The sequence below is a fragment of the Termitidicoccus mucosus genome (genome assembly GCF_038725785.1).
Lineage (GTDB): Bacteria > Verrucomicrobiota > Verrucomicrobiia > Opitutales > Opitutaceae > Termitidicoccus > Termitidicoccus mucosus.
In genome coordinates this window covers 2628885-2651076 of record NZ_CP109796.1, presented here as the reverse complement: position 1 = coordinate 2651076, position 22192 = coordinate 2628885, and the positions used below count along the sequence as shown (strand labels likewise).

Here is a 22192-nt window from a genome sequence, read left to right as displayed (position 1 = left end):
CATGCCGCGCCGCGGCGGTTTTGCACACGCAACTCTTCCCTCTATTAGACATGGACGCGTCAAACAACATCCCGCTCTCCTCCCCGCCGTCGTCCCCGCCGCCACCGCCGCCCGCGCCCGTCGAGGCGTCCGCGGAGGACAAGACGGTGGCCATCGTCGCCTACCTGACCCTCATCGGTTTCATCATCGCCATCATCCTGCATGGCAGCAAAAAGACCCGCCTCGGCGCGTTCCATTTGCGGCAGGTTCTCGGGATTTTTGTCACCGGCATCGTTTGCATGATTCCGTTCATGATCCTGTCGGCGATTCCCGTCGTCGGCCTGGTGTTTGCATTGCTTACGCCATTGCTGGGACTGGGGCTTTTTGTCTTGTGGATACTTGGCCTGATCGCCGCGGCCAACGGGCAGCTAAAGCCCATCCCGCTCACGAACACCGTCGTGGAGAAATTTTTCCCGAAGGCGTTTGATTGAGCGAGACGCCGGTGGGCAAAACATTTTCCTCGCCGCGGGCCGGGCGGTTTCCGGCTTATTCGCCGTCGATCTTCCTGATGCGGGCGATATGGCGGCCGCCCTCAAACTCGGTGGCGAGCCAGATCCTCACGAGGCGCAATGCCTCCTCCTCGCTGATGGTGCGCTGGCCGATGGAGATGATGTTGCCGTCGTTGTGCGAGCGGTTCCAAATGGCGACGGACTCGTTCCAGCAAAGACCGCAGCGAATGCCCTTCACGCGGTTGGCGACGATGGCCTCGCCGTTGCCCGATCCCCCGAGGATGACGCCCCGCTCGTATTCGCCGCTGGCGACCGCCTCGGCTACGGGACGGATGAAATCGGGGTAATCACAGGATTCTTCCGAATAGGTCCCAAAATCGCGCACCGTGTGTCCCTCGGCGAGCAACATGGATTTGATGGCTTCCTTGTATTTGAAACCGGCGTGGTCCGAGCCAATGGCGATTTTGAACGTTTTCATCGGAATATGAACCTTGTTGCAAATAATCTGTCTCTGTGTGAGTTGCTGATGTGTATCGCCAATCTTAAAACCCATAAACCCGATCATATGAAAGCCCGAATTTGCTCAATTTGCATAATATCGCTCGCCATGGGCATGATGGCGTTGCTTTCCACCGGATGCTCGACGCGCGACGGACGCATCAAGAAAAACCAGACCGCCTTTGATGCGCTGCCCGCCGAGGAGCAGGCCAACATCCGTGCGGGCAAGGTCGGCATCGGCTACACGCCCGAGATGGTGACGATGGCGCTGGGCAAGCCCGACCGGGTCTATAACCGCACGACGGCCAATGGCGCGGTGGAGGTGTGGGCGTATCGCAGCAAGGCGCCGGCATTCAGCTTCGGCGTGGGCGTGGGAGGCGGCGGCGGTTCAACCGCGGTCGGCACCGGCGTGGGCGTGACCACGGGTGGCGACCAGAGCGACGACAAGGTGCGCGTGGTCTTTGAAGGCGGCAAAGTGTCCGCGATCGAGTCGCGCGCGAAGTAGCTGCCTTCTCTTCCGCCAATTCGGGCAGCAAGGCCAGCCGCTCGCGAAATCCCCGTGAAGCGGCCCTGACCGGCCAGTCAGCCGATCGCCGCGAAGAATGCCGGCGCATCGGCGAGGCTCGCAAACACCGCCCCGGGCCGGTGCTCGCGCAGTTCCTCCAGCGAATGGCGGCCGGTCGCCACGGCGATGGTCTGCGCGCCGATGGCCTTGCCGCATTCTATGTCGTATGGCGTGTCGCCGATGATGAACACCCGCTCCGGCGCAAACGGCACGCCGTGATGCTCCGACGCGCGCCGCACCGCGTGCGGGCCGAGGTCGTTGCGGAATTCGCTGTCATCGGCAAACGCGCCGAACGGGAAAAATCCCCACAGCCCCACAGGGGCGAGTTTTCCTTCCGCGCCGCGCCGGAGGTTGCCGGTGAGCAGGCCCTGCGCGATTTTGGGCTGCGCCGCGACGGTTTCAACGATTTCACGGGCGCCGGGCAGCACGCGGGTATCTTCCGAGACCATCGCCGCGTCCAGTCTTTCGAGGTAGGCGTTCAGCACGCCGCCGATGTCGGCGGAGGTTTCCGGGAGCCCATGATGGCGCAGGATTTGCCGGGTTATCCACACGTCCGTGCGTCCGTGGAAGTCGAGCCATTCCAGCGTGTCCTCGATGCCGAGCACGATGCGCAGGGCGTCGCATAGGGCGCGTTTTCCAGCGCCGGACGAATCGATCAACGTCCCGTCGATATCCCAGAGTAAAAGCGTGTTAGGCATGGCCGGCTTTGAGAGGTGAAAGTGTGAAACTTTTACGATAGGGTTGCGTCTAACAGATTGCTAGATTCAACCCCGGACCATACCATTAGCCATGAAACCAAAAATACTATCTTTTTTTATCGGTTTGGCGGCCTTGGCAATTCTGGCCGGCTGCGCCACACCCGAGACGCGCATCAAGAAGAATCCCACCGTCTTTGCCTCGTTCACGCCCGCGGAGCAGGAACTCGTGCGGCAGGGCCGCGTCGCCATCGGGTTCACGCCGCCCATGGTGCGCATCGCGCTTGGCAATCCCGATCGTGTCACCCAGCGCATTGACAAAAACGGCACGTCCGAAATCTGGCATTACCGCAGCCTCGACGACTGCTATTTTTACGGCGGGTTTGGCGGTCCTTGGGGACCGGGGCCCTACTGGCACGGCGGCTGGGGCAGAGGCTATTGGGGATCGTATTGGGGGGGCTACTACGGCACCCCGGCGGTTTATCGCGATTACATTCGCGCCGTGTTCACCAACGGGCATCTGACGCTGATCGAGCAGGACGCGTGAGGGGCGGATTGGGACGACGTCGAAAAACGCCGCGCATCTCGAAGGCGCGGCGTTTTTGTTTTTTCGCGCATTGCCACGGGGGCAAAAGCCGGGGTGGCGCCGCGATTGCCGAAAATTTTCTGAACCTTTTAGTGTTTCAACCCGTCAGAAGAGCGCACTACATACACCCTCTATATGACTTTAGCGATGATTGATGGCATGCGCATCATCAAGGAGGCCGGGCTGCTGGCTTATCCCTTGGGATTGTGCTCGGTTGTGGCGGTATTTATCATCTGCGAGCGTTGTTTTGCGCTGCGGACGGCGGCGATCATCCCCGAGGACTTGGCGGAATCCGTCCTGCAAGGCCGCGCCAGTGCGGGCGGGCGGCATTCGGCGCTCGGGCGCATCATCAGTTTCGTGGAGGACCACCCGGGCGATTACGACGGGGCGAAGGCCTACGCGCGCCTCGAACTCATGAAGATGGAGCGCGGCGTCAGCTATCTGGATGTCATCTACACGGCGGCGCCGCTGATCGGGTTGATCGGAACCGTGTCGGGCCTGCTCGCCGCGTTTTCCGTGATCGATCCCGAGACGCGGATGCCCGACCCGGTGCAGTTCACCGAATCCGTCGGCTACGCGCTCTCGGCGACGTTGCTCGGCCTCGTCATCGCGGTCGGGGCGCTGCTGGGCAACGGCTACCTGAACCGCCGCATCGACGCGCAGTCGGCGCGCCTCGACGTGCTCCTCGAGCGCGTGCTCGCCGCCAGCGAAAACCCGCAACTCCCGGCCGCTGCGACGCCACCGCCGCCCGTGCCCGCGCCGGGCAAAAGCATCCTCTGACCGACGATGAGCAGCGGACTTCGCAATCGTCGCCGACGCCGTCCCGAGCTGCCGCTGGTGCCGCTCATAGACGTGCTCGTGATGCTCGTGCTCTTTGCGTTTGTGTCGATGCGCTTCGCCACCACGCAGACGCTCAACATCACGCTGCCGAAAGTGGAGACGGCGGGCAAAAACCAGTTCAGCAACGGCGTGCTCATCCAAGTCAACAAGAGTGGCGAGATTTTGTTCAACAACAAGCCCGTCGCCGAGCACGAGCTGCCCGCGTTGTTGCAGCAGGTGAAGGACGTCAGCCGTGATGTGCCCGTGCTTATCAGCGCGGACGAAAACACACCGCTGAAAACCGTCACGTTCGTGATGGACGAATGCCGCAAGGCCGGCCTGAACAAGTTCAGCCTGCAATCGCGGTAGGGGGAGGATATTACGAATTACGATTTACGATTGGGCGCTTCGCGCCGACAGGCAGACGGAGCGGTGGCTCCTCAAATCGTAATTCGTAATTTCATCCGATGCCGCAGGCTTGGCGGGCGCGGGTGAGGACTTGCGCGGCGACGGCGCGGGCGCGCCGGGCTCCCTCGGCGAGGACCTGGTTCACGTAATCGAGGTTCGCCGCCAGCTCGGCGCGTCGGGCGCGGGCTTCGGCGAAAAAGTTCCAGTAGTGCTCGAAAAGCGCCTTTTTCAGGTCGCCGTAGCCGAGGCCGCCGGCACGGAGGCGTTCCTCGAAGTCCCGCGCGGTGTCGGCGGGGGCGACGAGCTTGAGGAGCTGGATGGCGAGGTTTTTGTCGGCGTCGGGCTTAGGCTCCTGCGGCGTGCGGCTGTCCATCACGATGCCCATGATTTTTTTCCGCGTGGCTTTCTCGTCGCCGAAAATGTCGATGGTGTTGCCGTAGCTCTTGCTCATCTTCTGGCCGTCGAGCCCGGGCACGGTGGCGACATCCTCGCGAATCTCGGGCTCGGGAATGACAAAGGTCTCGCCGTAAGTCTGGTTGAACTTGGTGGCGATGTCGCGGGTGATTTCGACGTGCTGCTTCTGGTCCTTGCCGACGGGGACGAGGTTCGAGTCGTAGAGCAGGATGTCGGCGGCCATGAGCACGGGGTAGGCGACGAGGCCGAAGTTGGGGGCGATGCCCTTGGCGACCTTGTCCTTGTAGCTGTGGGCGCGCTCTAGGAGTCCCATCGGGGTGAGGGTGCCGAGCAGCCAGGTGAGTTCGCAGACCTCGGGGATGTCGCTTTGGCGCCAGAAAATGCTGCGTTTCGGGTCGAGCCCGCAGGCGAGGAAATCAAGCGCGACGTCGATGGTGTTTTTGCGGCGCTCGGCGGGATCGGTGAGCGTCGTCATCGAATGGTAGTCGGCGATGAAGTAGAAGGCGTCGCCGCGCTGCTGGAGTTCGACGGCGGGCTTGATCGCGCCGAAATAGTTGCCGATGTGAAGCGTGCCGGATGGCTGGATGCCGGTGAGGATGCGCATGGGGGAATTTTCGATTCTCGATTTTCGATTTTCGATTGGGGCGCTGCCGCGCCGTGGCGGGTTGAGTCGGTTTAAGTTCGATTTAGATTCGATTTAAGTCGGTTTTCGAGCGGGAGCGGCAGCTCCCGCAATCGAGAATCGAAAATCGAAAATTCCTTACCGGTTGAGGCCTATCAGGAATTCGGCGTTGGTTTTGGTTTGTTTCAGGCGCTTGAGGAAGGATTCCATCGCGTCGATGGGCGGGATGCCTTGCATGGCGCGGCGCAGGCCGTAGATGCGCTGCATCTCGTCGGGGTGGTAGATGAGCTCCTCTTTGCGCGTGCCGGAGCGGTCGATGTTGATGGCCGGGAAAATGCGTTTCTCGACGAGGCCACGGTCGAGGTGCAGCTCCATGTTGCCGGTGCCCTTGAACTCCTCGAAGATGACCTCGTCCATGCGGCTGCCGGTGTCGATGAGCGCGGTGCCCATGATGGTGAGCGAGCCGCCGCCCTCGATGTTGCGCGCGGCACCGAAGAAGCGCTTCGGCTTTTGCAGCGCCGTGGCCTCCATGCCGCCTGACATGATCTTGCCGGAGTTGGAGGCGAGGGCGTTGTAGGCGCGGGCGAGGCGGGTGATGGAGTCCAGGAGGATGACGACGTGCCGGCCGGCCTCGACGAGGCGGCGGGCTTTTTCGCCGACCATCTCGGCGCAGTGGACATGGTTTTCCGGCGCCTCGTCGAAGGTGGAGCTGACGACCTCGCCCTTGGTGTGGCGGCGGAAGTCCGTGACTTCCTCGGGGCGCTCGTCGATGAGGAGGATGATGAGCGTGATGCCGGGGAAATTCGCCGAGATCGAGTTGGCCAGGTTTTGGAGAATCACGGTCTTGCCGGTGCGGGGCGGGGCGACGATGAGGCCGCGCTGGCCGAAGCCGATGGGCGTGAGGATGTCCACGGCGCGCATGGAGACGTCCTTGTGCACGCCGGGCGCCTCGAGGAGGATGCGCTTGAGCGGGTAGTAGGGCGTGAGTTCCTCGAAGGGCGTGACCTTGGAAATGTCGCCGGGCGCGCCGCCCATGACCTTGTCGACGCGGACGACGGCGGGGCAGCGTTCGTTTTCGCGCGGGGCCTGCACGAGCACCTCGACCTGGTGGCCGCGTTTGAGGCCGTAGCGGGTGACGAGGCTGGCGGGGAGGTATGAATTTTCCGGATACAGACGATAGTTGACGTTGGCGTGGACGATGAAGCCGTGGCCGCGGTCGGTGAGGTCGATGTAGCCGCGGTCGATGATGGGAATTTTGCTTTCGGCCGCGTGCTTGAAGACGGCGGCGAGGAGTTGCTTGCGGTTGGGCGCGCCTTCGAACGCGGCGCCGAAGATGCGCGCGGAGGCGGTCAGCTCGGCGAGGGTGAGCGCGTAGAGCTGGTCGAGGTAGATGGGCTCGGCGCCGGGCGCGGTGATTTCGGCCGCGAGGGCGTCGAGCGCGGAGGGATCGGCAAAGCGGTCGGGGGGCGGAAGGTCGCCGTAGGCCGGCTGGAGGCTGGGCGGGGGCGGCTGCGTCGGATACGCCGGATGCTTGGGCTGGCCGCCGCCTTGCGGCTGCCATTTGCCGTGCTTCTTGGCGAATTTCTCGCGTTTCTTTTTCTTCCAATACGGCTCGTAGGGCTGCTGGCCGTTGCTGTTCTGGGGCTGCTGGGTGTCGGCTGCCGCTTGTTCCTCGGAAGCCGCCGGAGCATCGGGAGCGGGCGCAGTGTCGCCCGCAGGCGCGGCATCGGCCGCGGACGACGGGGCGGATGGCGCGTCGGCGGCGGGAGGGGCGGGGGGGGCGTCGTCGCGCGAGGCTTCGGGCTGGCCGGCGGTTTTGGCCGCGGGGGCGCTTTCGGCTTCCGGAGCGGCGGGCGCAGGCGCGGCCGCGCGCTGGCGGCGGGTGCGGAAAAGGGGGCGGCGCTCGGCGGGCGCTGCTTCCGCGGGCGCGGGGGCCGGAGTGGGCGCGGGCGCAGGCGGCGGCGTGGGTTCGGACGGCACGGCATTGTCGTCAAGGGGCAGTTCGCCGGTGGTGTCGGCATCGGCGTGTTTTTTGGCGCGGGGCTTGGCGGCGCGGGGTTTCTTGGCCGGAGCGGGGGGCGGCTCAATGGCGGTGTCCGTCGGTTCCTCGGTTTTGCGGGCTTTGGTGGCGCGTTTTTTCTTTGGGGCGGCGGGCTCACCGCTGTGTGGGGCTTGGCTTTCCATGAGTAAATTAACGAGAACGTTGTTGGATTTGGTGGTTCGTGTGCGCAGAAGTGCTGCCATGATAGTGATGGAGAAAAGAGGTTTGCCGGCCGGGGCAGGGGGCGGCGGTTAAAGTGCGCGATTTTGGAGCAGGCCGGCCAAATGGCGAATTTGGTCCCGCAGGAAGTCCGTGTCGCCGTCATTGGACAACACGAAGTCAGCTAACTCTATTTTTTTGGCCAAGGGAAATTGCTTGGAAATTCGCTGCCCGGCGAGCGCTTGGGAAAAACCGCGCCCTCTCAACCGCGCATACTGATGAGCGGTAGAAGAGGCGACGCAGACGATGAAATCAAATTCTTTTTCGAGTTCTTTTTCGTGCAGGATCGGGGCCTCGACTATCCAGCGCGTGCCGACAGGCGCGGCTTCCCGCAGTTCCCGCCAGAGAGCGTAGACGCGTGGGAGAATGAAGTCCTCCCACGCAAGCCGTTTGGCGTCGTTGGAAAAAATGGTGCGCGCAATCGCCGGGCGGTCGATGCGCCCGGCGGGGTCGAGGACAGAGGGACCGAACCGACGGACCGCCTCGGCCTCAACTTCGGGCGCGGTGAGGATGCGCTCGCGCACCAACGCGTCGGAATCGATGCGGGAAAAGCCGAATTCCTCAAAAAAATGCGCCGCGGTCGATTTCCCGCAGCCCATGTTGCCTGTCAAACCAATAAACATGGATATAAAGTGAGTGACGAGAGTGCCGTTTATAGGCACGGAAGGCAAATCTGTAGTAACATGCTTTTGCCATTCATTTGACTTGGCATGATTTGAAAATTGATGCATCTAAAAGGCAAATGACACAATGCATTGTTAAAAAAAATCTTGCAGGTTTCGAGGAGGTTTTGGAAGCAGTGTATGCCTATCTATTCGGAAATCAGAAGGCAGCGTTGTCAAAACAGGTTTATCATGATGTGGAGGCGATGTTTTCCGGCAAGCACAGGGATTACGCGGCCAGTGACACACCCTATCATGACTTCGGGCATGCGGTGCATGTTTTGATGTGTTTTGCCAGAATCATGGAGGGACTGCGCATGGCGAAGGTGGAGCCGGCGGTGTCGTTCCGGTATTTCGAACTTGGTCTCGCGGCGGTGCTGTTGCACGACACCGGGTATCTGAAGGCGCGTTCCGACGTGGAGGGAACCGGGGCGAAATACATGCGCACGCATGTGGAACGCAGTTGCATGGTGGCAAAGGCGTATCTGCCGACGGTGGGTGTCACCGAGAAAGAGCTGGAGTTTGTCCGGCGGGCGATTCTTTGCACGACGACGACCTCGTCCACGCCGGGGTTCCGGTTTCAGTTTTGCATGCAGGTCGAGGGCATCGTGGGTTGCGCGGTGGCGACGGCGGATTGCCTCGGCCAGATGTCGGCGCCGGATTACATGGAGGCGCTGCCGCGCCTTTTTAAAGAGATGCAGGAGGCGGATGATTTTCACAGGGTGCCGCCGGAAGAGCGCATGTTCAAGACCGTGGAGGACTTGGTGCGCGGAACGCCCCGTTTCTGGCGCGATGTGATGCAGCCGCGGCTGGAGAATGAATTGATGGGCATGTATCGGTATCTCGTGCGGCCTTGGCCGGACGGGGAAAACTACTACGTGAACACCATCAACGCCACCATCGCGCGCATCGAAAAAGAGATGTTGGGCGCGGAGCAGGAAAAACCGGCTCTCCTCCGCCGCACTTAATAAAACAGATTGCGGTCGAGGCTGCGGTATTGGATCGCCTCAAGCAGATGCGCCGGCTCGATGCGCTCGCTGGCGGCGAGATCGGCGATGGTGCGGGCGACTTTCAGGATGCGGTCATAGGCGCGCGCGGAGAGCGAGAGTTGTTCCATCGCCTGTTGCAGCAGGTCTCCGAGCGAGGAGTCGATCGCGCAATGGCTTCGGATTTGCGCATGCGTCATGCGGGCGTTGGCGGTGACCCTGGTGCCGGCGAAACGCCCCTGCTGGCGATCGCGCGCGGCCTGCACGCGGTCGCGGATCGTCGCAGAGGGCTCGCCGGGCGTTTCGGAGCGCAACTCGCCGATCGAGAGCGCGGGAGCCTCGATGTGGATGTCGATGCGGTCCAGCAACGGCCCGCTGATGCGGGCGCGGTAACGCTGGATTTGCACGGGGCTGCAACGGCATTCGTGTTTGGTGTCGCCGAGGTAGCCGCACGGGCATGGGTTCATCGCCGCGACGAGCATGAAGCAGCAGGGCAGGGTGACCTTGCCCGCGCTGCGCGAGATCGTGACGCTGCCGTCCTCGAGCGGCTGGCGCAGCACTTCGAGCGCGGAGCGTTTGAACTCGGGCAGCTCGTCCAGAAACAGCACGCCGTGGTGCGCCAGCGAGATTTCGCCGGGGCCGGGAATCGTGCCGCCGCCGAGCAAGCCGACATCGGAAATCGTGTGGTGCGGCGCGCGCACCGGACGCCGCCCGAACACCGCCGCCGCGTCGCCCGCGAGCGTCTGCCCGGCGGCGGAATGGATGCCGAGCACCTCCAGCGATTCGTCGAGCGCGGGCGCGGGCATGATGGTGGGGATGCGTTTCGCGATCATCGATTTTCCCGAGCCGGGCGGGCCGATCATGATCAGATTATGGCCGCCCGCGACAGCCACCTCGACCGCGCGCCGCAGCGCGTGCTGGCCCTTGATTTCGGAAAAATCGCCGGCCGAATCGTCCTGCGGCGCGGCGGGCGGCATCGGGTGCTCGGGTGCGAGCGGGATTTCGCCATTGAGAAAGCGGAAGGCACGGTCGAGCGAGTCCACCGCGTAAACCTCGATGCCTTCGACCAGCGCGGCCTCGGCAGCGGATTGCGGCGGCAGGATCACGCCTCGCATGCCGAGGCGCCGGGCGAGCCGCGCCATCGCGAGCGCGCCGCGCACGGGCCGGGTCGCGCCGGACAGGCTGAGCTCGCCCGCGATGAGAAACCCCGCGAGGCGGTCGACCTTGAGCTGGTCGGTGGCGGCGAGGATGCCGAGCGCGATGGGCAGGTCGTAGAGCGGCCCTTCCTTGCGGATGTCGCCGGGCGCGAGATTGATGGTGGTGCGGGCGCGGGGTTTCTTGAAACCGCTGTTGCCGAGCGCGGAAAACACGCGGTCGTTGGATTCCTTGACGGCGGTGTCGGGCAGCCCGACGAGCACGAACTTGAGCTCGCCGGTTTCGCCGGAGTTGACCTCGACGTGGACAGGCTCGGCCTCGATGCCTTGAAGCGCGGCGGAAAAAAGCGTGGCAAACATGGATGAAAAACAAATGCGGGACAACGTGGCCGCAGCGCCTTGCTTCCCGCTGCACTTGGGACTGTCGGAAGCATGACGATAAACCAGTGGCGTGCATCGTGCAGTTTTGTGCATCGTGGTAAAGACACGGTTTTTGTTTTTATCCGGCGGGAAGGGCTGGGCTCGCAGCGTATTCGGTCGCCGCGCATCATTTTCCTCCACCTTTTGATTGCGGTTTCCGCCGTACCCGCGACAGTCTTGTTTTCCCCTTTTTCTGATGTCCACCGCCTACCAAGTCATTGCCCGCAAGTGGCGCCCGCAGACGTTTGATGACGTAGTCGGGCAGGACCATGTCGTCCGCACCCTGAAAAACGCCATCGCCCGCAACCGCATCGCGCACGCCTACCTGCTCGTCGGGCCGCGCGGCACAGGCAAGACCACCACCGCGCGCATCTTCGCGAAGGCCCTCAACTGCACCGGCGGCCCGAAAGCCGACTTCGATCCGCAAGACCCCGCCTGCCTCGCCATCGCCGAAGGTTCGCACCTCGACGTCATCGAAATCGACGGTGCCTCCAACAACGGCGTGGACCAGGTCCGCGATCTCCGCGACACCGTTCAATACGCGCCCGCCCAGGGAAAATTCAAAGTCTACATCATCGACGAGGTGCACATGCTTTCCACGGCGGCGTTCAACGCCCTCCTGAAAACCTTGGAGGAGCCGCCCGAGCACGTGAAGTTTGTCTTCGCCACCACGGATCCGCAAAAAGTCCTTCCCACCATCGTCTCCCGCTGCCAGCGCTTCGACCTCAAGCCCATCCCCGCGCCCCTCATCATCGAGCGCCTCAAAAAAATCGCCGCCGAGGAGAAAATAAACGCCACCGACGAAGCCCTCGCCTGCATCGCCCGCATGGCCGACGGCGGCATGCGCGATGCGCAGTCCATCTTTGACCAGATGATTTCGTTTTGCGGCAACGACATCGGCGAGCCCGACGTGCTCGATGTCTACGGCCTCGTTTCCGGCGAAAAAATCGCCGCGCTCGCCGCCGCGCTCGCCGCCGGCGATCATCCGAAAATCATCGGCATCGTGGACGAATGCGACCAGTCGGGCCGCGATCTCGTGCGCCTCCTCGCCGATTTGCAGGCCCTCGTGCGCGAGGCCCTCATCGAGGCCATCGGGCAGGGCGGCCGCACCGACCGGCTCGGCGGCGTGCAGATGACCACCGAGCAGCTCACCCGCCTCCTCGACGGCCTTCGCGAAGGAGAGGGCGCGGTGAAGCTCGGGCTCGCCGAGAAAATCAATTTCGAAGTCACGCTCCTCAAGGCGGTCGAGGCCAGCCGCGCGCGCGCCATCGACTCGCTCATCAAGGAACTCACCTCGCTTGCCGCCGAGGCCCCCGAATCGGCGCCCGCGCCGGAGAACAGCGAAAAAAAAAAGACCTGATTAACACGCTCGACGCCCGCCTCGCCGCCACGCTGGCGGAAAACGCGGAGCGCATGCGCCGGGACGCCGAACGCTTCGGGCTCGTCCATCTCCCCGAACGCCGTGCCGCGCCCGCGTCGCCGCGCCGCGGCGACGGCCCGGACAACAACAACGCCGACGACACCGAGGACGCCCGTGATTACGCCGACAGCGAGGGCGCGCCGACGGCCTTCGACGACGATGGCCCGGGCTGGCCCGACGACGCGGCCGAATCCGCCTTTCTGGCCGAAAACGCCGGCGCCGGCGGGACGGCGCCGGGCACGCCGCGCAACACCGATGACGCGGACGAAACCGACAACGCCAAACTCCCGCCGCTCGAAACCCTCAAGGCCCGAATCCCGCAGGAAACCCGCGAGTTGCTCGAAGAGCTATTTCGCGCCCGTTTCGTCGCGGTGAAAAAGATTCCGCGCCAGGCGCTGAAAACCGGCAAAAATTAAGGGCGGCTCCCAAATTCATTTTCGAACAGAAGACAACGAAGGTAACCAAGAAAAAGTTTTGCAGGGGCGTCGCTTGCGACGCCCGATTTGACTGGTATCATGGTTTGTTTTTGCGCCTCTTGTGCCTTTTTGCGGCCATTCACAATAGCGAAGCCCCTTTTTGTTTAATTTTTAGCTCCCTCGTTAATCCCCGCGCTATTTGCGACGATATTACGAAAATACCTTGTCGCCAAATCGATGGTGACCCATTTTGTCGCACCAATGTCGTCTTCCGCCACCTATTTGCCCGTTCTAGTCCAAATCTGCCTCGCGGCCGGGGTCGCGGCGGTGGTCATTGGCGCCAGCCACCTGATCGGCCAGCGCATGAGAAAACGGACGCGGCTCACGGACGAGGCCTATGAATGCGGGGTGAAATCCGACGGCGCGCCGCACACGCGCTTCTCGGTGAAATTCTACATCACCGCGATGCTCTTCATCCTTTTCGACATCGAGGTCGTTTTCCTCATCCCGTGGGCGGTGGTTTACCGGGAGTTTCTGGCGCATAACATCGAGATCATAGCGCCGATTCTGTTCTTCATTTTTGTCATCGTGCTGGGGCTCCTGTATGAGGTGCGCAAAGGAGCGCTCGAGTGGGAGAAGTAACCGGCACCGGACACTCAAAGCGGCCAAACCATGCGGCTTGAAAAAATCATCGCCCGCAGTCGAGTGATTGACCTGCACGGCACCGACATGAAGCAGGCGCTCGACGAGCTCCTCACGGTGTCGCTGAGCCGCTTCCCCGACTTGAAGCAGGAGGCGCTGCTGCGCGGCCTCATCCAGCGCGAAAGCACCATGACCACCTACCTCGGCAAGGGGGTGGCCCTGCCGCACGTGCGGGTGAAGCTCGGGCGTCGCTACATCCTCGCCATCGGCCGCAGCAAGGCCGGCGTGCATCACGACGGCACCAAGTCCGACGAACCGGCACGCCTCATCCTCATGCTTCTCGCCGACGAGAAGGCGCGCAACTACCTGCAAGTGCTCACGGCCATCGCGCGGCTGATGGACGACGATCACTTCGTTCGGTCTCTCATCGACGCGCCCACGCTGAACGACCTGCACGAGCGGCTGTTCTCGGCTTTCGGCGGGCTGGCCGCAAAGCCCGCGCGCGCCGCGCAGCAAAGCCGCGTGAACCGCATGATGATGCGCCAGGCCGAGCGCGTGGCACGCGGCGCGGGTTGCAGCGCCATCATGGTTTTCGGCGACACCTTTTCCGGCCCGGCCGACCTGCGCAACTGGAAGGCCAGGATGCGCTCGCTCCTCGTCACCCGCGCGCTCATCGACCCCGCCCAGTTCAAGGGGGTGTTTGAGAGCGTCATCCAGGTCCGCACCTTTTCCAAGCAGCGCCTCGCGCAACTGCGCAGCGCCATCCTCGTCGGGATCACGCGCGGCGTGCTCAACTTCACCGACCGCGTGTGCTGCCTCGGCGGCATCGCGGGCTCGAACCAGCTGGACGCCGTGGTCCTAGTGGACGTGGGGCGCGAGTTCCAGACGCTCCTCACGCAGCACACCGACCTGCTGCCCGACGATGTGAAACCCGAGGTGCTCGAGCGCGTGCTCGGCATCGCCACCGAGCTCGCCGTGGAGGGCCGCGAGGGCAAGCCCATCGGCTGCCTCTTCGTGCTCGGCGACACCGCCCGCGTGGACAAGCTGACCAAGCCGCTCGTGATGAATCCATTTTATGGATACAAGGAGGAGGACCGCAACATCCTCAACCCCTTCATGGACGAGACGGTGAAGGAGTTTTCCTCGATCGACGGCGCGTTTGTGATTCGCGGCGACGGCGTCGTGATGTCGGCCGGCAGCCTCATCCAGGCGAGCGACAACGACCACGCGCTGCCCAGCGGGCTCGGCAGCCGCCATGCGGCAGCGGCGGCGATCTCGGTCGTGGCGCAGTGCATCGCGATCGCCGTCTCGTCGAGCACCGGCCAGGTCTCGCTCTTCCGCCGCGGCGTCATGCTGCCGCTGATGGAGAAGGGGAAATTCAGCGCGATCTGAGCGCGGCGCGCCTGGGGACTGCAAATCGTGCCGAGGAAAAAACTCATTCTGGCCACCCGCAGGAGTCCGCTCGCGCTCGCGCAGGCCCGCATGGCCGCGGCGCGCCTCGGGGAGCGGCTGGGCGTGGAGACGGAGTTGCTCCAGCTCGTCACGACCGGCGACCGCCAGACGGAATGGTCGCTGGAAAAGCGCGGCGGCAAGGGACTTTTCACGGGCGAGCTCGAGCAGGCGCTGCTGCGCGGCGAGGCCGATGCGGCCGTGCACAGCGCGAAGGACCTGCCCGGCGACATGGCGGACGGGCTCGCCGTCGCCGGCTATCTGCCGCGCGAGGACCCGCGCGATGTGCTGGTGTTGCGCGCGGGCGTGACGGAACCGGCCAGGATTGCCACCGGCAGTCCGCGCCGCCGCCTGCAAATCGGCCAGCTTTTCCCTTCCGCCGCCTTCACCGAGATTCGCGGCAACGTGGACACCCGCCTGCGCAAAATCGCGACGGGCGAGGGCGGGGCGGATGCGACGCTGCTCGCCGCCGCCGGCCTGCGCCGCCTCGGCATCGGCGAATGGCCGGGCGTGGCGTTTCACGCGCTCGGCTGCAAACACATGGTGCCCGCGATCGGCCAGGCGGCCATCGCCGTGCAATGCCGCGCCGCCGATGCCGCGCATTTTGCCGGGGCGCTCGATGCGGAAACCGCGCGGCGCGTGACGCTGGAGCGCGCCTTTCAAACCGCTCTGGGCGGGGGCTGCCACACCGCCGCCGCCGCGCATGCGACGGCCGACACGCTTTGGTTTTTCCACGAGGAGACCGGCCTGCGCAGCCTGCCGCTTGCGCCCGCCGATTTCGAGGAGCCCGCCGCCACCGCGGGCCGCCTGCTGCGTTATTTGGGGGTTAAGGTGTAGCGATGGGCCGCGTCTCCGCCCGTATCCGTTTTTCGGTGACAGGACGGGAACGCGCCGGCCCGTAGCGCAGGCATCCTGCCTGCCGTCGCCAAACGGTCGCGCGAAGCGCGGCATTGATTGATTTTTGGAAAAAGAGCCAGCGGCGCTTCGCGCCTTCTTTTTTGACGGCAGGCAGGGATGCCTGCGCTACGCGCGCTGCCGCGCGAACCATGAGCAATTGCGACCGGCCGTGGCGTGCGTCACGCGTAGCGTTTCTTGATCGTGTCGAACGGAAAGTAGCGGCCGGGGCAGACCGTGTGGTTGCGGTCAACCCAGCGGTGCACGGTGACGGACGGCCTGGTGCCGAGCGGGGCGTCCTTGCGCAGCCAGTCGAGCAGCATGGTCATCGAGGCGAGTTGCGCGGGGCCGACGCGGCGTTTCTCGAAATTGCCGACCAGACAGATGCCGATGCCGTGCTGGTTGTAGGAATGATTGCGCACGTGGCCGCCGTCGAGCTGCTTGAGCCAGCGCGGGCCGATCTCGATCTCGCCGTCGCCGGAGTCGCGTCCGTTGCCGATGACAAAATGGTAGGCCAGCCCGTGTTCCATGCCGCGCTCGCGGTGCGCGTTGTTGTAGGCGCGGGCGTTTCCGGCCTCGATGCCGCTGTGGTGCACGACGAGGTATTTCCAGCGGCCGCGCTGGATTTTCAGGCTCCTGGTGGCGGCGATGATCCCCGAGAGCGCCGGGACGGGGGCGACGGAGCGCGGCACGGCGCTCACGCCGGCGGCAGGGATGATGAGTCTTTGCCCGGTGATGATCGTGTCGGATTTCAGTTGGTTGCGCTGCTTGAGCGCGGCGACGGAGATGCCGTGCCGCGCGGCGATGGAGCTGAGCGTATCGCCTTTCCTGATACGATATGTCCTTTCCTCCGCGCCAAGGAGAATCGCCGGCGCGAACCCCATTCCGAGCAGCGCCAGCCCGGCGGTTTGAAGGAATGCGCGGCGGGTGGTCATGCGAGCCAGCATAACATCGCCGTCAATACGGCAGAGGGGGCATGGCGGGGCGGGGAGTGCCCTCTAAAATCGTTCATGTTCTCTTATACCATTGTCGAACCATTTTCACACTTTGGGTAGGGCGAGGCGTCCCCGCCGAGCCGGAGGCCAGCAACGGCTCGGCGGGGACGCCTCGCCCTACCCAAAGTGTGATTTTCATTGGGAATTGGTATTACTCATTCTCGTTCTCTTTTCTGTTCTTTGGAATATTTCGAAAACGAAAACGAGAACGAGTAAGAGAACGGTAATGTCGGTTATCCGGGTGGGAGCGGGAGCGCCGGTTCGACGGCGGTGATGCGGTCTCCCTCCCGTTCCCACCGGTGCAGGGGCGGGTGGGGCGGATCGCGTTCGAGTGTTTTGAAGAAGGCGGGATCGGCGCGCTTGGGCAGCGCGAGTTCGGCGATGCCGGCTTCGTCGCAGTTGCAGAGTGTGGCGTGGGCTTTGTGAAAACGCGGGCGGCCGATGATGCGCGAGGTTCCCGGAGGCAGCGGCGGCATGGCGGAGGATGCGCGCGCCCCTTTTTTTTCGAGCACGAGAAAGCTATACGGCAGGCTGCGCAGATCGATGCCGGCGCGTTGGCCGAATTTCACCCAGTCGGAGTCGGCGTAAATGCCGGCGGGCGGCGGGGCGAAGAAATGGCACCAATGACGTTCGGCGCCGGCCGCGAGCAGGCCGCAGGCGGATTGATGCGGGCACGGGGCGACGACTTGGAAATCCGCGCGGAATGCCTCGCGGACGGAAACGAGCGCGCGGCTGTCCGTATGGGTGCCGGGTTCGACCCAGATGATCGCGTCGGCCCGGCGCGCGAGGGCAAGAAGCGAATCCCGCGCGGGAGGGGAAAGCTCGTTGATGACGTGGCTGGCAACGAGGAGGAAGGGGGCGTCGGTGTTTTCCGGCGCGGCGTCGGCGACGTTCAGCAAGGGAAACGCGCGCCGGGCGGCGTCGGCGGCGAACGCCCGCGCGAGGGGCGAGTGGTCCCAGGCGTTGAGTGTATCGAAATTTTCGATACCGAGCGCGCCGACGACGCGCCTGCCCGCGATGCCGCTGCCGCAGCCCCAGTCGATCACCGTGCGCGCGCGCGGCGTCCAGCGACGCTGGCGAAGCTCGGCGAGGACATGGTCCAATTTCCATCCGATGCGCTCCCCGTAGGTGGCGTCGTAGTTGGCAAGGTCGGCGGCCGTCTGCCAATACGGCCCGCGGGCGGCGGCACCGCCGATGAATCCATCGCGAAGCCGGTCAAGCGCGTGCCAGTCGAGTCGGGAGATGTCCATGTGCGAAGGGCATTGCTACATATGTTCGCTAACCGTAATGCCAAGGCCGGATGCTGCGGATTCGAAATAATCCAATCAAAACTTTGCGCCATCCGTGTCACATTTCCACCAATTCGGGCGCGGAGGACCGGGTGGCTTCCACTCTGGCGTTTTGGATCATGAAATGGAGCCGGTTCAGCAGGTTCGCCTCGCTGGCGCCGCTGTCGAGGTCGAGGAACAGGAGGTTCATGCGCGGGTAGAGGTCACGGATGCGTTTTTCGATGCCTTTGGCCACGAGGTGATTCGCGATGCAGCCGAAGGGCTGCAGGCTGACGGCGTTGTGGATGCCGCGGTGCGCGAAGGAGGAGAGTTCGGCGGGGATGAGCCAGCCCTCGCCGTATTGGGCGGCGAGGTTGATGATGCGCGAGGCGGACTTCGCCTCCCCGTAGATGTCGGGGAAGGGATGGTGGTGGCGGAAGGCGGAGCCGATGCGGTCAAATTTTTTCAGGTAATGGCGCACGAGCGCGTAGGCGAGCGTGTCCATGAAGGGGAGCCCGGTGCGGTGGGCGAGGTTTTGCGCGACGTTGGTGCGGCGGTTGGGAAATTCCTGGAGAAAGAAGCCGGCGAGGGGCGGCACGACGGGCTCGATGCCCTGGGCGATGAGCCACTCGACGATGTTTTTGTTTCCGATGGAGTTATACTTGACGTAGATTTCGCCGACGATGCCGATGCGGGGGATGCGGGTTTTGGCGGGATCGGCGGCGGCGTTGAAGTCGCGCGCGGCCTCGCGGAGGAGTTGATACAGGGCGGGGAGGTCGCGGCGGGCGACGCAGGCGGCGCCGGCCGCGGCGTAATCGTCACGCAGGCGGGCGGACGCGCCGGGCGCGCGTTCGCGCGGGGCGGTGGCGTTGTGCATCTGCGCGATGCGGTCGGCGTAGAGGATGGCGGCGATGGTGGGGCGGATGTTGCCGCGCCAGCGCAACTGGAAGCCGGGCTGGTCGTTGGAGAGCGCGCCGCCGGCGGTGGCGACGGAGATGACGGGGACGTCCGGATGACCGGCGGCGACAAGGGCTTTTTTGATGAGGGCGATGTAGTTCGACGCGCGGCATTGTCCGCCGGTTTGCGTGATGCCGGCGGCGATTTCGCCGGCCTGGTATTTGCCGGAGTTGAGCGCGCGGATGATGTCGCCGACGACGAGGGTGGCGGGATAGCAGACTTCGTTGTTGGCGTATTTGAGGCCGTAGTCGATGGAGGCGTCGTTGGCGGGCGGAAGGTTGACGACGCGGTAGCCCATGAGGCCGAGGATGGCGGGGATGAAGGGCGAGTAGGCTTCGGAAAAGAAGGGCGCAAGGATGGTGCGGCGGCGGTCGGCGGCGGTGAAGGCGGGGGTGGTGGAATTTTCGATTTTCGATTTTTGATTTGGAAGACATGTCGCTCCGCTCGGAACGATTGCGGGCGCTGCCGCGCCGGTGGCGGGCGTCGCTAGCGACGCACCTGCGGGGGCGGCGGCGCGGTATTCGAGGCTTTCGACGAGGGAGCGGATGCGGAGGCGGAGCGAGCCGAGGTTGTTGATGTCGTCGATTTTCAGGATGGTATGGCTTTTGCCGGCGCGGCGGAGAATATCGCCCGCCTCGTCGATGACAAAGGCGTCGGGGCCGCAGCCGAAGGAGGTGAGCTGCACGAAGTGCACGTGGGCGGGCGCGCCGGCCACCCAGCGGGCGGCTTTGAGGATGCGGTTGGTGTAGGCCCACTGGCGCACGGTGCCGGGGTCGGCGGCGGCGGGGTCGTCGTCCAGGCGGACGATGTCCTCGCTGATGACGTCCGCTCCGAAGGCCGCGATCATGTCGGCGACTTTGTGCTGGATGAGCGGATCAGTGTGGTAGGGGCGTCCGGCCAGGAGGATGAGGAGGCGGCCTTTTTCGGCGGCGGAAACGGCGATGGCGCGGGCTTTTTCGGCGAGGCCGCGGGCGTGCGCTTCCTGGGCGCCGAGCGCGGCGGCGAAGGCGCGCGGGAAGACGCGCGCGGGGAGGCCGAGTGTATCCACAATATAACCACGGCAGGCGCGCTCCAGGAGCTTGGTGTCGTGGAAGGTGACGCTGGGGGCGTCGAGCGCGATGCCGTGTTTCTTTTCGGGATCGATGGCGCTGCGGACGACGTCGGAATAGCCGGTGACGACGGGGCAGTTGAAGGTGTTGACGGACCGGGTGTCCTCGCGTTGCTCATAAACCACGAAGGGCATGAGGATGCGGTCGACTTTGCGGGCGATGAGGTCGTAGATGTGCCCGTGGACGAGTTTGGCGGGGAAACAAATGTTGTCGGACATGATGGTGCCCGCGCCTTTTTCGTAGAGGCCGAAGGTGGAGCGCCCGGAGAGGACGACGCGCGCCCCGGCGGTGGTGAGGAGCGCGTGCCAGAAGGGGTGGTTTTCGTAATAGTTCAGCGCGCGGGGGATGCCGATGACGGGCGCGCGGGCGCGCGCGATTGGGGGAGCGCCGGCGGAAGGCGCGGCGCGTCCGAAAAGCTGGCTGTATTTGAAGGGGTAGATGCTTTCGCCTTTGCGGGCGGAGGCCCCGCGGTTGGTGAAGATTTTCTCGCACTTGTTGCCGGAGAAAAAGATGTTGGCGTTGTCGAAGGCATATTTGCGGACGGAGCAGCGGTTTTCGCAGCCGGGGCAGGTGATGTCCTCGGTGACCGCCTCGGCGGGGTGGGTGAGGGCGGCGAGCAGCGGCATGCGCGCGGCGGCGGCATCGGGCGGACGGGCCGTCCGCGTTCCATGCGCGGCGTTTCGCAGGGCGTGCAGCGCGGCTCCATATGCGCCCATGAGCTCGGGCATGTCGGCAAAAAGCGCCTCGCGGCCGGTGAGCAACTCGAGCGCGCGGACGACGGCGTGGTTGCGCATGGTGCCGCCTTGCACGACGATGTGCGCGCCGAGGTCGCCGGGGTTTTTTAGCTTCAGGACTTTGTAGAGGCAGTTTTTGACGACGGAGTAGGCGAGGCCGGCGGCGATGTCCTGGAGGGTCGAGCCTTCGCGGAGGGATTGCTTGACCTTCGAATTCATGAACACGGTGCAGCGCGTGCCGAGGTCGCAGGGGGTCCCGGCAGTGCAGGCGAGCGCGGAGAATTCGGCGGCGGTGTGGCGGAGCGAGTTGGCAAAGCCCTCGATGAAGGAGCCGCAGCCGGAGGAGCAGGCCTCGTTGATGTCGAGGCGCACGATGGCGCCGTTTTCGATGAAGGCGGCCTTCATGTCCTGCCCGCCGATGTCGAGGATGAAGGTGACATCGGGGGACAGTTTGTGCGCGGCGAGATAGTGCGCGATGGTCTCGACCAGGCCCAGATCGAAGTCGAAGGCGGCCTTGACCAGGTCCTCGCCGTAGCCGGTGACGGCGGCCGAGGCGATGCGGAGCGCGGGGCGGCCGGCGGCGGCGGCTTCGTCGTGGAAGCGCGAGAGGCCCTTGCGCACGGCGGCGAGCGGGTTGCCGTTGTTTTTTTCGTAGAAGGTGAACATGACCCGCTCGCGCGCGTCGATGGCGATGATTTTCGTGGTGGTCGAGCCGGAGTCGATGCCGAGGAAGCAGGTGTCGGTTTCGAGGGCGTCGAGCGCGACGCGGGGGAGTGCGTGGCGCTGCTTGGCGGCCTTCCACGCATCGTAGGCGGCGGTGTCGGCGAAGAGCTTTTCGAGGCGGGCGCCGTTCAGGAGCGGCATGCCGGGGCGCGCGGTGGCGAAGCGGGCGAGGAGTTCGTCAATGGTGCCGGCGAGGCGGGCGTGGTCGCGCGCGATGGCGCAGCCGAGCGCGGGGACGAGCGCGGCGTTTTCCGGCACGGCGCAGTCGGCCTCGGCGACATTCATCATCTTCAGGCAGGCGGCGCGCAGGCCGGGGATGAAGGCGAGCGGGCCGCCGCAGAGCAGCAGGCGAGGCATGATGTCGCGGCCGCGCGCGAGTGTGGTGACGACCTGGAGCGCGACGGCGTGGAAGACGCTCGCGGCGATGTCGGCGGGCGGGACATTGCGCGCGAGGAGGTTCTGGATGTCGGTCTTGGCAAACACGCCGCAGCGCGAGGCGATGGGATGCACCGTGCGGGCGTCGCGCGCGAGCGCGTCCAGTTGCGCGACCTCGACGCCGAGAAGCGTGGCGACCTGGTCGATAAACGCGCCGGTGCCGCCCGCGCAGGAGCCGTTCATGCGGATGTCGGGCGCACGGCCGGGCGCGAAGAAAATCATTTTCGCATCCTCGCCGCCGATGTCGACGAGGGTGCGGATGTCGGGATTGCGCCGGGTGACGACCTCGGCGGCGGCGATGACTTCCTGGAGAAACGGGATGCCGTGCGCCTCGGCGAGGCCCATGCCGGCGGAGCCGGTGACGGCGAGCGCGATGCGAGCGTCGGCGCCGATGGTTTCGCGGGCATGGGCGAACACGGCGCGCAGGCCGGCGGGGATGTCGGTGTTGTGACGGCGGTATTCGGAGAAGACGATGCCGCCGCCGGCGGGCTCGACGATGACGAGCTTGAGCGTGGTGGAGCCGACATCGAGGCCGGCGTGAAATTCGGCTTGTAGTTGCATGTCGGATACAAC

20 protein-coding genes are annotated in these 22192 nt (G+C 64.6%); 11 read left to right on the top strand and 9 right to left on the bottom strand.

The annotated features are described in order from the left end of the window. Positions 1 to 50: 50 nt before the first annotated feature. On the top strand, positions 51 to 470 hold the full coding sequence (locus OH491_RS09135; protein WP_068772077.1) for a hypothetical protein: 420 nt from the start codon (positions 51 to 53) through the stop codon (positions 468 to 470). Between the two features lie 55 nt (positions 471 to 525). On the opposite strand, the gene rpiB is transcribed toward OH491_RS09135, so the two are convergent. Then, positions 526 to 966 (bottom strand): ribose 5-phosphate isomerase B, encoded by a 441-nt coding sequence (gene rpiB / locus OH491_RS09130; protein WP_068772078.1) that lies wholly within the window; start codon positions 964 to 966, stop codon positions 526 to 528. A gap of 87 nt (positions 967 to 1053) precedes the next feature. Here rpiB and OH491_RS09125 point away from each other — a divergent pair, with 87 nt between their 5' ends. Further along, complete coding sequence (locus OH491_RS09125) at positions 1054 to 1491, top strand: hypothetical protein (RefSeq protein ID WP_068772079.1); 438 nt, start codon at positions 1054 to 1056, stop codon at positions 1489 to 1491. Between the two features lie 77 nt (positions 1492 to 1568). Here the strand turns inward: OH491_RS09125 and OH491_RS09120 are convergent, their stop codons facing one another. Beyond that, complete coding sequence (locus tag OH491_RS09120; protein ID WP_068772080.1) at positions 1569 to 2249, bottom strand: HAD family hydrolase; 681 nt, start codon at positions 2247 to 2249, stop codon at positions 1569 to 1571. A gap of 91 nt (positions 2250 to 2340) precedes the next feature. On the opposite strand from OH491_RS09120, the gene OH491_RS09115 reads away from it, so the two are divergent. From OH491_RS09115 to OH491_RS09105, 3 genes are all read left to right on the top strand, one after another. Further along, positions 2341 to 2793, top strand: a complete 453-nt coding sequence (locus tag OH491_RS09115; RefSeq protein ID WP_145929006.1) for a hypothetical protein — start codon at positions 2341 to 2343, stop codon at positions 2791 to 2793. A gap of 174 nt (positions 2794 to 2967) precedes the next feature. Beyond that, positions 2968 to 3612, top strand: a complete 645-nt coding sequence (locus OH491_RS09110) for a MotA/TolQ/ExbB proton channel family protein (RefSeq protein ID WP_084442500.1) — start codon at positions 2968 to 2970, stop codon at positions 3610 to 3612. Between the two features lie 6 nt (positions 3613 to 3618). Next, positions 3619 to 4020 (top strand): ExbD/TolR family protein, encoded by a 402-nt coding sequence (locus OH491_RS09105; protein WP_068772083.1) that lies wholly within the window; start codon positions 3619 to 3621, stop codon positions 4018 to 4020. A 91-nt stretch (positions 4021 to 4111) separates the two neighbouring features. Here OH491_RS09105 and trpS read toward each other — a convergent pair whose 3' ends face one another. The 3 genes from trpS to coaE form a co-directional block, all read right to left on the bottom strand. Beyond that, positions 4112 to 5077, bottom strand: a complete 966-nt coding sequence (trpS, locus tag OH491_RS09100; protein ID WP_068772084.1) for a tryptophan--tRNA ligase — start codon at positions 5075 to 5077, stop codon at positions 4112 to 4114. A 156-nt stretch (positions 5078 to 5233) separates the two neighbouring features. Beyond that, positions 5234 to 7279 (bottom strand): transcription termination factor Rho, encoded by a 2046-nt coding sequence (rho, locus tag OH491_RS09095; protein ID WP_084442501.1) that lies wholly within the window; start codon positions 7277 to 7279, stop codon positions 5234 to 5236. Positions 7280 to 7387: 108 nt separating this feature from the next. Further along, positions 7388 to 7978 carry a dephospho-CoA kinase gene (gene coaE / locus OH491_RS09090; RefSeq protein WP_068772085.1) on the bottom strand — a complete coding sequence of 197 codons (591 nt, stop codon included), beginning with the start codon at positions 7976 to 7978 and terminating at the stop codon, positions 7388 to 7390. Positions 7979 to 8190: 212 nt separating this feature from the next. Between coaE and OH491_RS09085 the strand changes: the two genes are divergently transcribed. Continuing rightward, the gene (locus OH491_RS09085) at positions 8191 to 8985 is read left to right on the top strand and encodes an HD domain-containing protein (RefSeq protein ID WP_145929007.1); all 795 of its coding nucleotides are present in this window, start codon (positions 8191 to 8193) and stop codon (positions 8983 to 8985) included. Here the strand turns inward: OH491_RS09085 and OH491_RS09080 are convergent. Then, the gene (locus tag OH491_RS09080) at positions 8982 to 10517 is read right to left on the bottom strand and encodes a YifB family Mg chelatase-like AAA ATPase (protein ID WP_068772087.1); all 1536 of its coding nucleotides are present in this window, start codon (positions 10515 to 10517) and stop codon (positions 8982 to 8984) included. The genes OH491_RS09085 and OH491_RS09080 overlap by 4 nt on opposite strands. Positions 10518 to 10773: 256 nt before the next feature. Between OH491_RS09080 and dnaX the strand changes: the two genes are divergently transcribed. From dnaX to hemC, 5 genes are all read left to right on the top strand, one after another. Next, a complete protein-coding gene (gene dnaX, locus OH491_RS09075) occupies positions 10774 to 11937 on the top strand; it encodes a DNA polymerase III subunit gamma/tau (RefSeq protein WP_334319567.1) in 1164 nt (387 codons plus the stop codon). 53 nt (positions 11938 to 11990) lie between these two features. Then, positions 11991 to 12413 (top strand): hypothetical protein, encoded by a 423-nt coding sequence (locus tag OH491_RS09070; RefSeq protein ID WP_334319568.1) that lies wholly within the window; start codon positions 11991 to 11993, stop codon positions 12411 to 12413. Positions 12414 to 12695: 282 nt separating this feature from the next. Continuing rightward, positions 12696 to 13055, top strand: a complete 360-nt coding sequence (locus tag OH491_RS09065; RefSeq protein ID WP_334319569.1) for an NADH-quinone oxidoreductase subunit A — start codon at positions 12696 to 12698, stop codon at positions 13053 to 13055. A gap of 30 nt (positions 13056 to 13085) precedes the next feature. After that, positions 13086 to 14447, top strand: a complete 1362-nt coding sequence (locus OH491_RS09060) for a diadenylate cyclase (protein ID WP_068772089.1) — start codon at positions 13086 to 13088, stop codon at positions 14445 to 14447. Positions 14448 to 14474: 27 nt separating this feature from the next. Next, positions 14475 to 15341, top strand: coding sequence for a hydroxymethylbilane synthase (gene hemC, locus OH491_RS09055; protein ID WP_084442502.1), 867 nt, complete (start codon positions 14475 to 14477; stop codon positions 15339 to 15341). Positions 15342 to 15580: 239 nt separating this feature from the next. Here the strand turns inward: hemC and OH491_RS09050 are convergent, their stop codons facing one another. The 3 genes from OH491_RS09050 to OH491_RS09040 all read right to left on the bottom strand — a co-directional run bounded on the left by OH491_RS09050 (position 15581) and on the right by OH491_RS09040 (position 22180). Next, positions 15581 to 16333, bottom strand: a complete 753-nt coding sequence (locus tag OH491_RS09050) for an N-acetylmuramoyl-L-alanine amidase (RefSeq protein ID WP_068772090.1) — start codon at positions 16331 to 16333, stop codon at positions 15581 to 15583. Positions 16334 to 16626: 293 nt separating this feature from the next. Further along, the gene (locus OH491_RS09045) at positions 16627 to 17643 is read right to left on the bottom strand and encodes a small ribosomal subunit Rsm22 family protein (RefSeq protein WP_068772091.1); all 1017 of its coding nucleotides are present in this window, start codon (positions 17641 to 17643) and stop codon (positions 16627 to 16629) included. 97 nt (positions 17644 to 17740) lie between these two features. Beyond that, positions 17741 to 22180 (bottom strand): acyl-CoA dehydratase activase-related protein, encoded by a 4440-nt coding sequence (locus tag OH491_RS09040; RefSeq protein ID WP_342750986.1) that lies wholly within the window; start codon positions 22178 to 22180, stop codon positions 17741 to 17743. Positions 22181 to 22192 lie beyond the last annotated feature (12 nt).

Bases quoted from the DNA above. Each gene is read 5' to 3' on its own strand.
- OH491_RS09135 (WP_068772077.1), top strand. From the start codon at position 51: ATGGACGCGTCAAACAACATCCCGCTCTCCTCCCCGCCGTCGTCCCCG.
- rpiB (WP_068772078.1), bottom strand. From the start codon at position 966: ATGAAAACGTTCAAAATCGCCATTGGCTCGGACCACGCCGGTTTCAAA.
- OH491_RS09125 (WP_068772079.1), top strand. From the start codon at position 1,054: ATGAAAGCCCGAATTTGCTCAATTTGCATAATATCGCTCGCCATGGGC.
- OH491_RS09120 (WP_068772080.1), bottom strand. From the start codon at position 2,249: ATGCCTAACACGCTTTTACTCTGGGATATCGACGGGACGTTGATCGAT.
- OH491_RS09115 (WP_145929006.1), top strand. From the start codon at position 2,341: ATGAAACCAAAAATACTATCTTTTTTTATCGGTTTGGCGGCCTTGGCA.
- OH491_RS09110 (WP_084442500.1), top strand. From the start codon at position 2,968: ATGACTTTAGCGATGATTGATGGCATGCGCATCATCAAGGAGGCCGGG.
- OH491_RS09105 (WP_068772083.1), top strand. From the start codon at position 3,619: ATGAGCAGCGGACTTCGCAATCGTCGCCGACGCCGTCCCGAGCTGCCG.
- trpS (WP_068772084.1), bottom strand. From the start codon at position 5,077: ATGCGCATCCTCACCGGCATCCAGCCATCCGGCACGCTTCACATCGGC.
- rho (WP_084442501.1), bottom strand. From the start codon at position 7,279: ATGGAAAGCCAAGCCCCACACAGCGGTGAGCCCGCCGCCCCAAAGAAA.
- coaE (WP_068772085.1), bottom strand. From the start codon at position 7,978: ATGTTTATTGGTTTGACAGGCAACATGGGCTGCGGGAAATCGACCGCG.
- OH491_RS09080 (WP_068772087.1), bottom strand. From the start codon at position 10,517: ATGTTTGCCACGCTTTTTTCCGCCGCGCTTCAAGGCATCGAGGCCGAG.
- dnaX (WP_334319567.1), top strand. From the start codon at position 10,774: ATGTCCACCGCCTACCAAGTCATTGCCCGCAAGTGGCGCCCGCAGACG.
- OH491_RS09070 (WP_334319568.1), top strand. From the start codon at position 11,991: ATGCGCCGGGACGCCGAACGCTTCGGGCTCGTCCATCTCCCCGAACGC.
- OH491_RS09060 (WP_068772089.1), top strand. From the start codon at position 13,086: ATGCGGCTTGAAAAAATCATCGCCCGCAGTCGAGTGATTGACCTGCAC.
- OH491_RS09050 (WP_068772090.1), bottom strand. From the start codon at position 16,333: ATGACCACCCGCCGCGCATTCCTTCAAACCGCCGGGCTGGCGCTGCTC.
- OH491_RS09045 (WP_068772091.1), bottom strand. From the start codon at position 17,643: ATGGACATCTCCCGACTCGACTGGCACGCGCTTGACCGGCTTCGCGAT.
- OH491_RS09040 (WP_342750986.1), bottom strand. From the start codon at position 22,180: ATGCAACTACAAGCCGAATTTCACGCCGGCCTCGATGTCGGCTCCACC.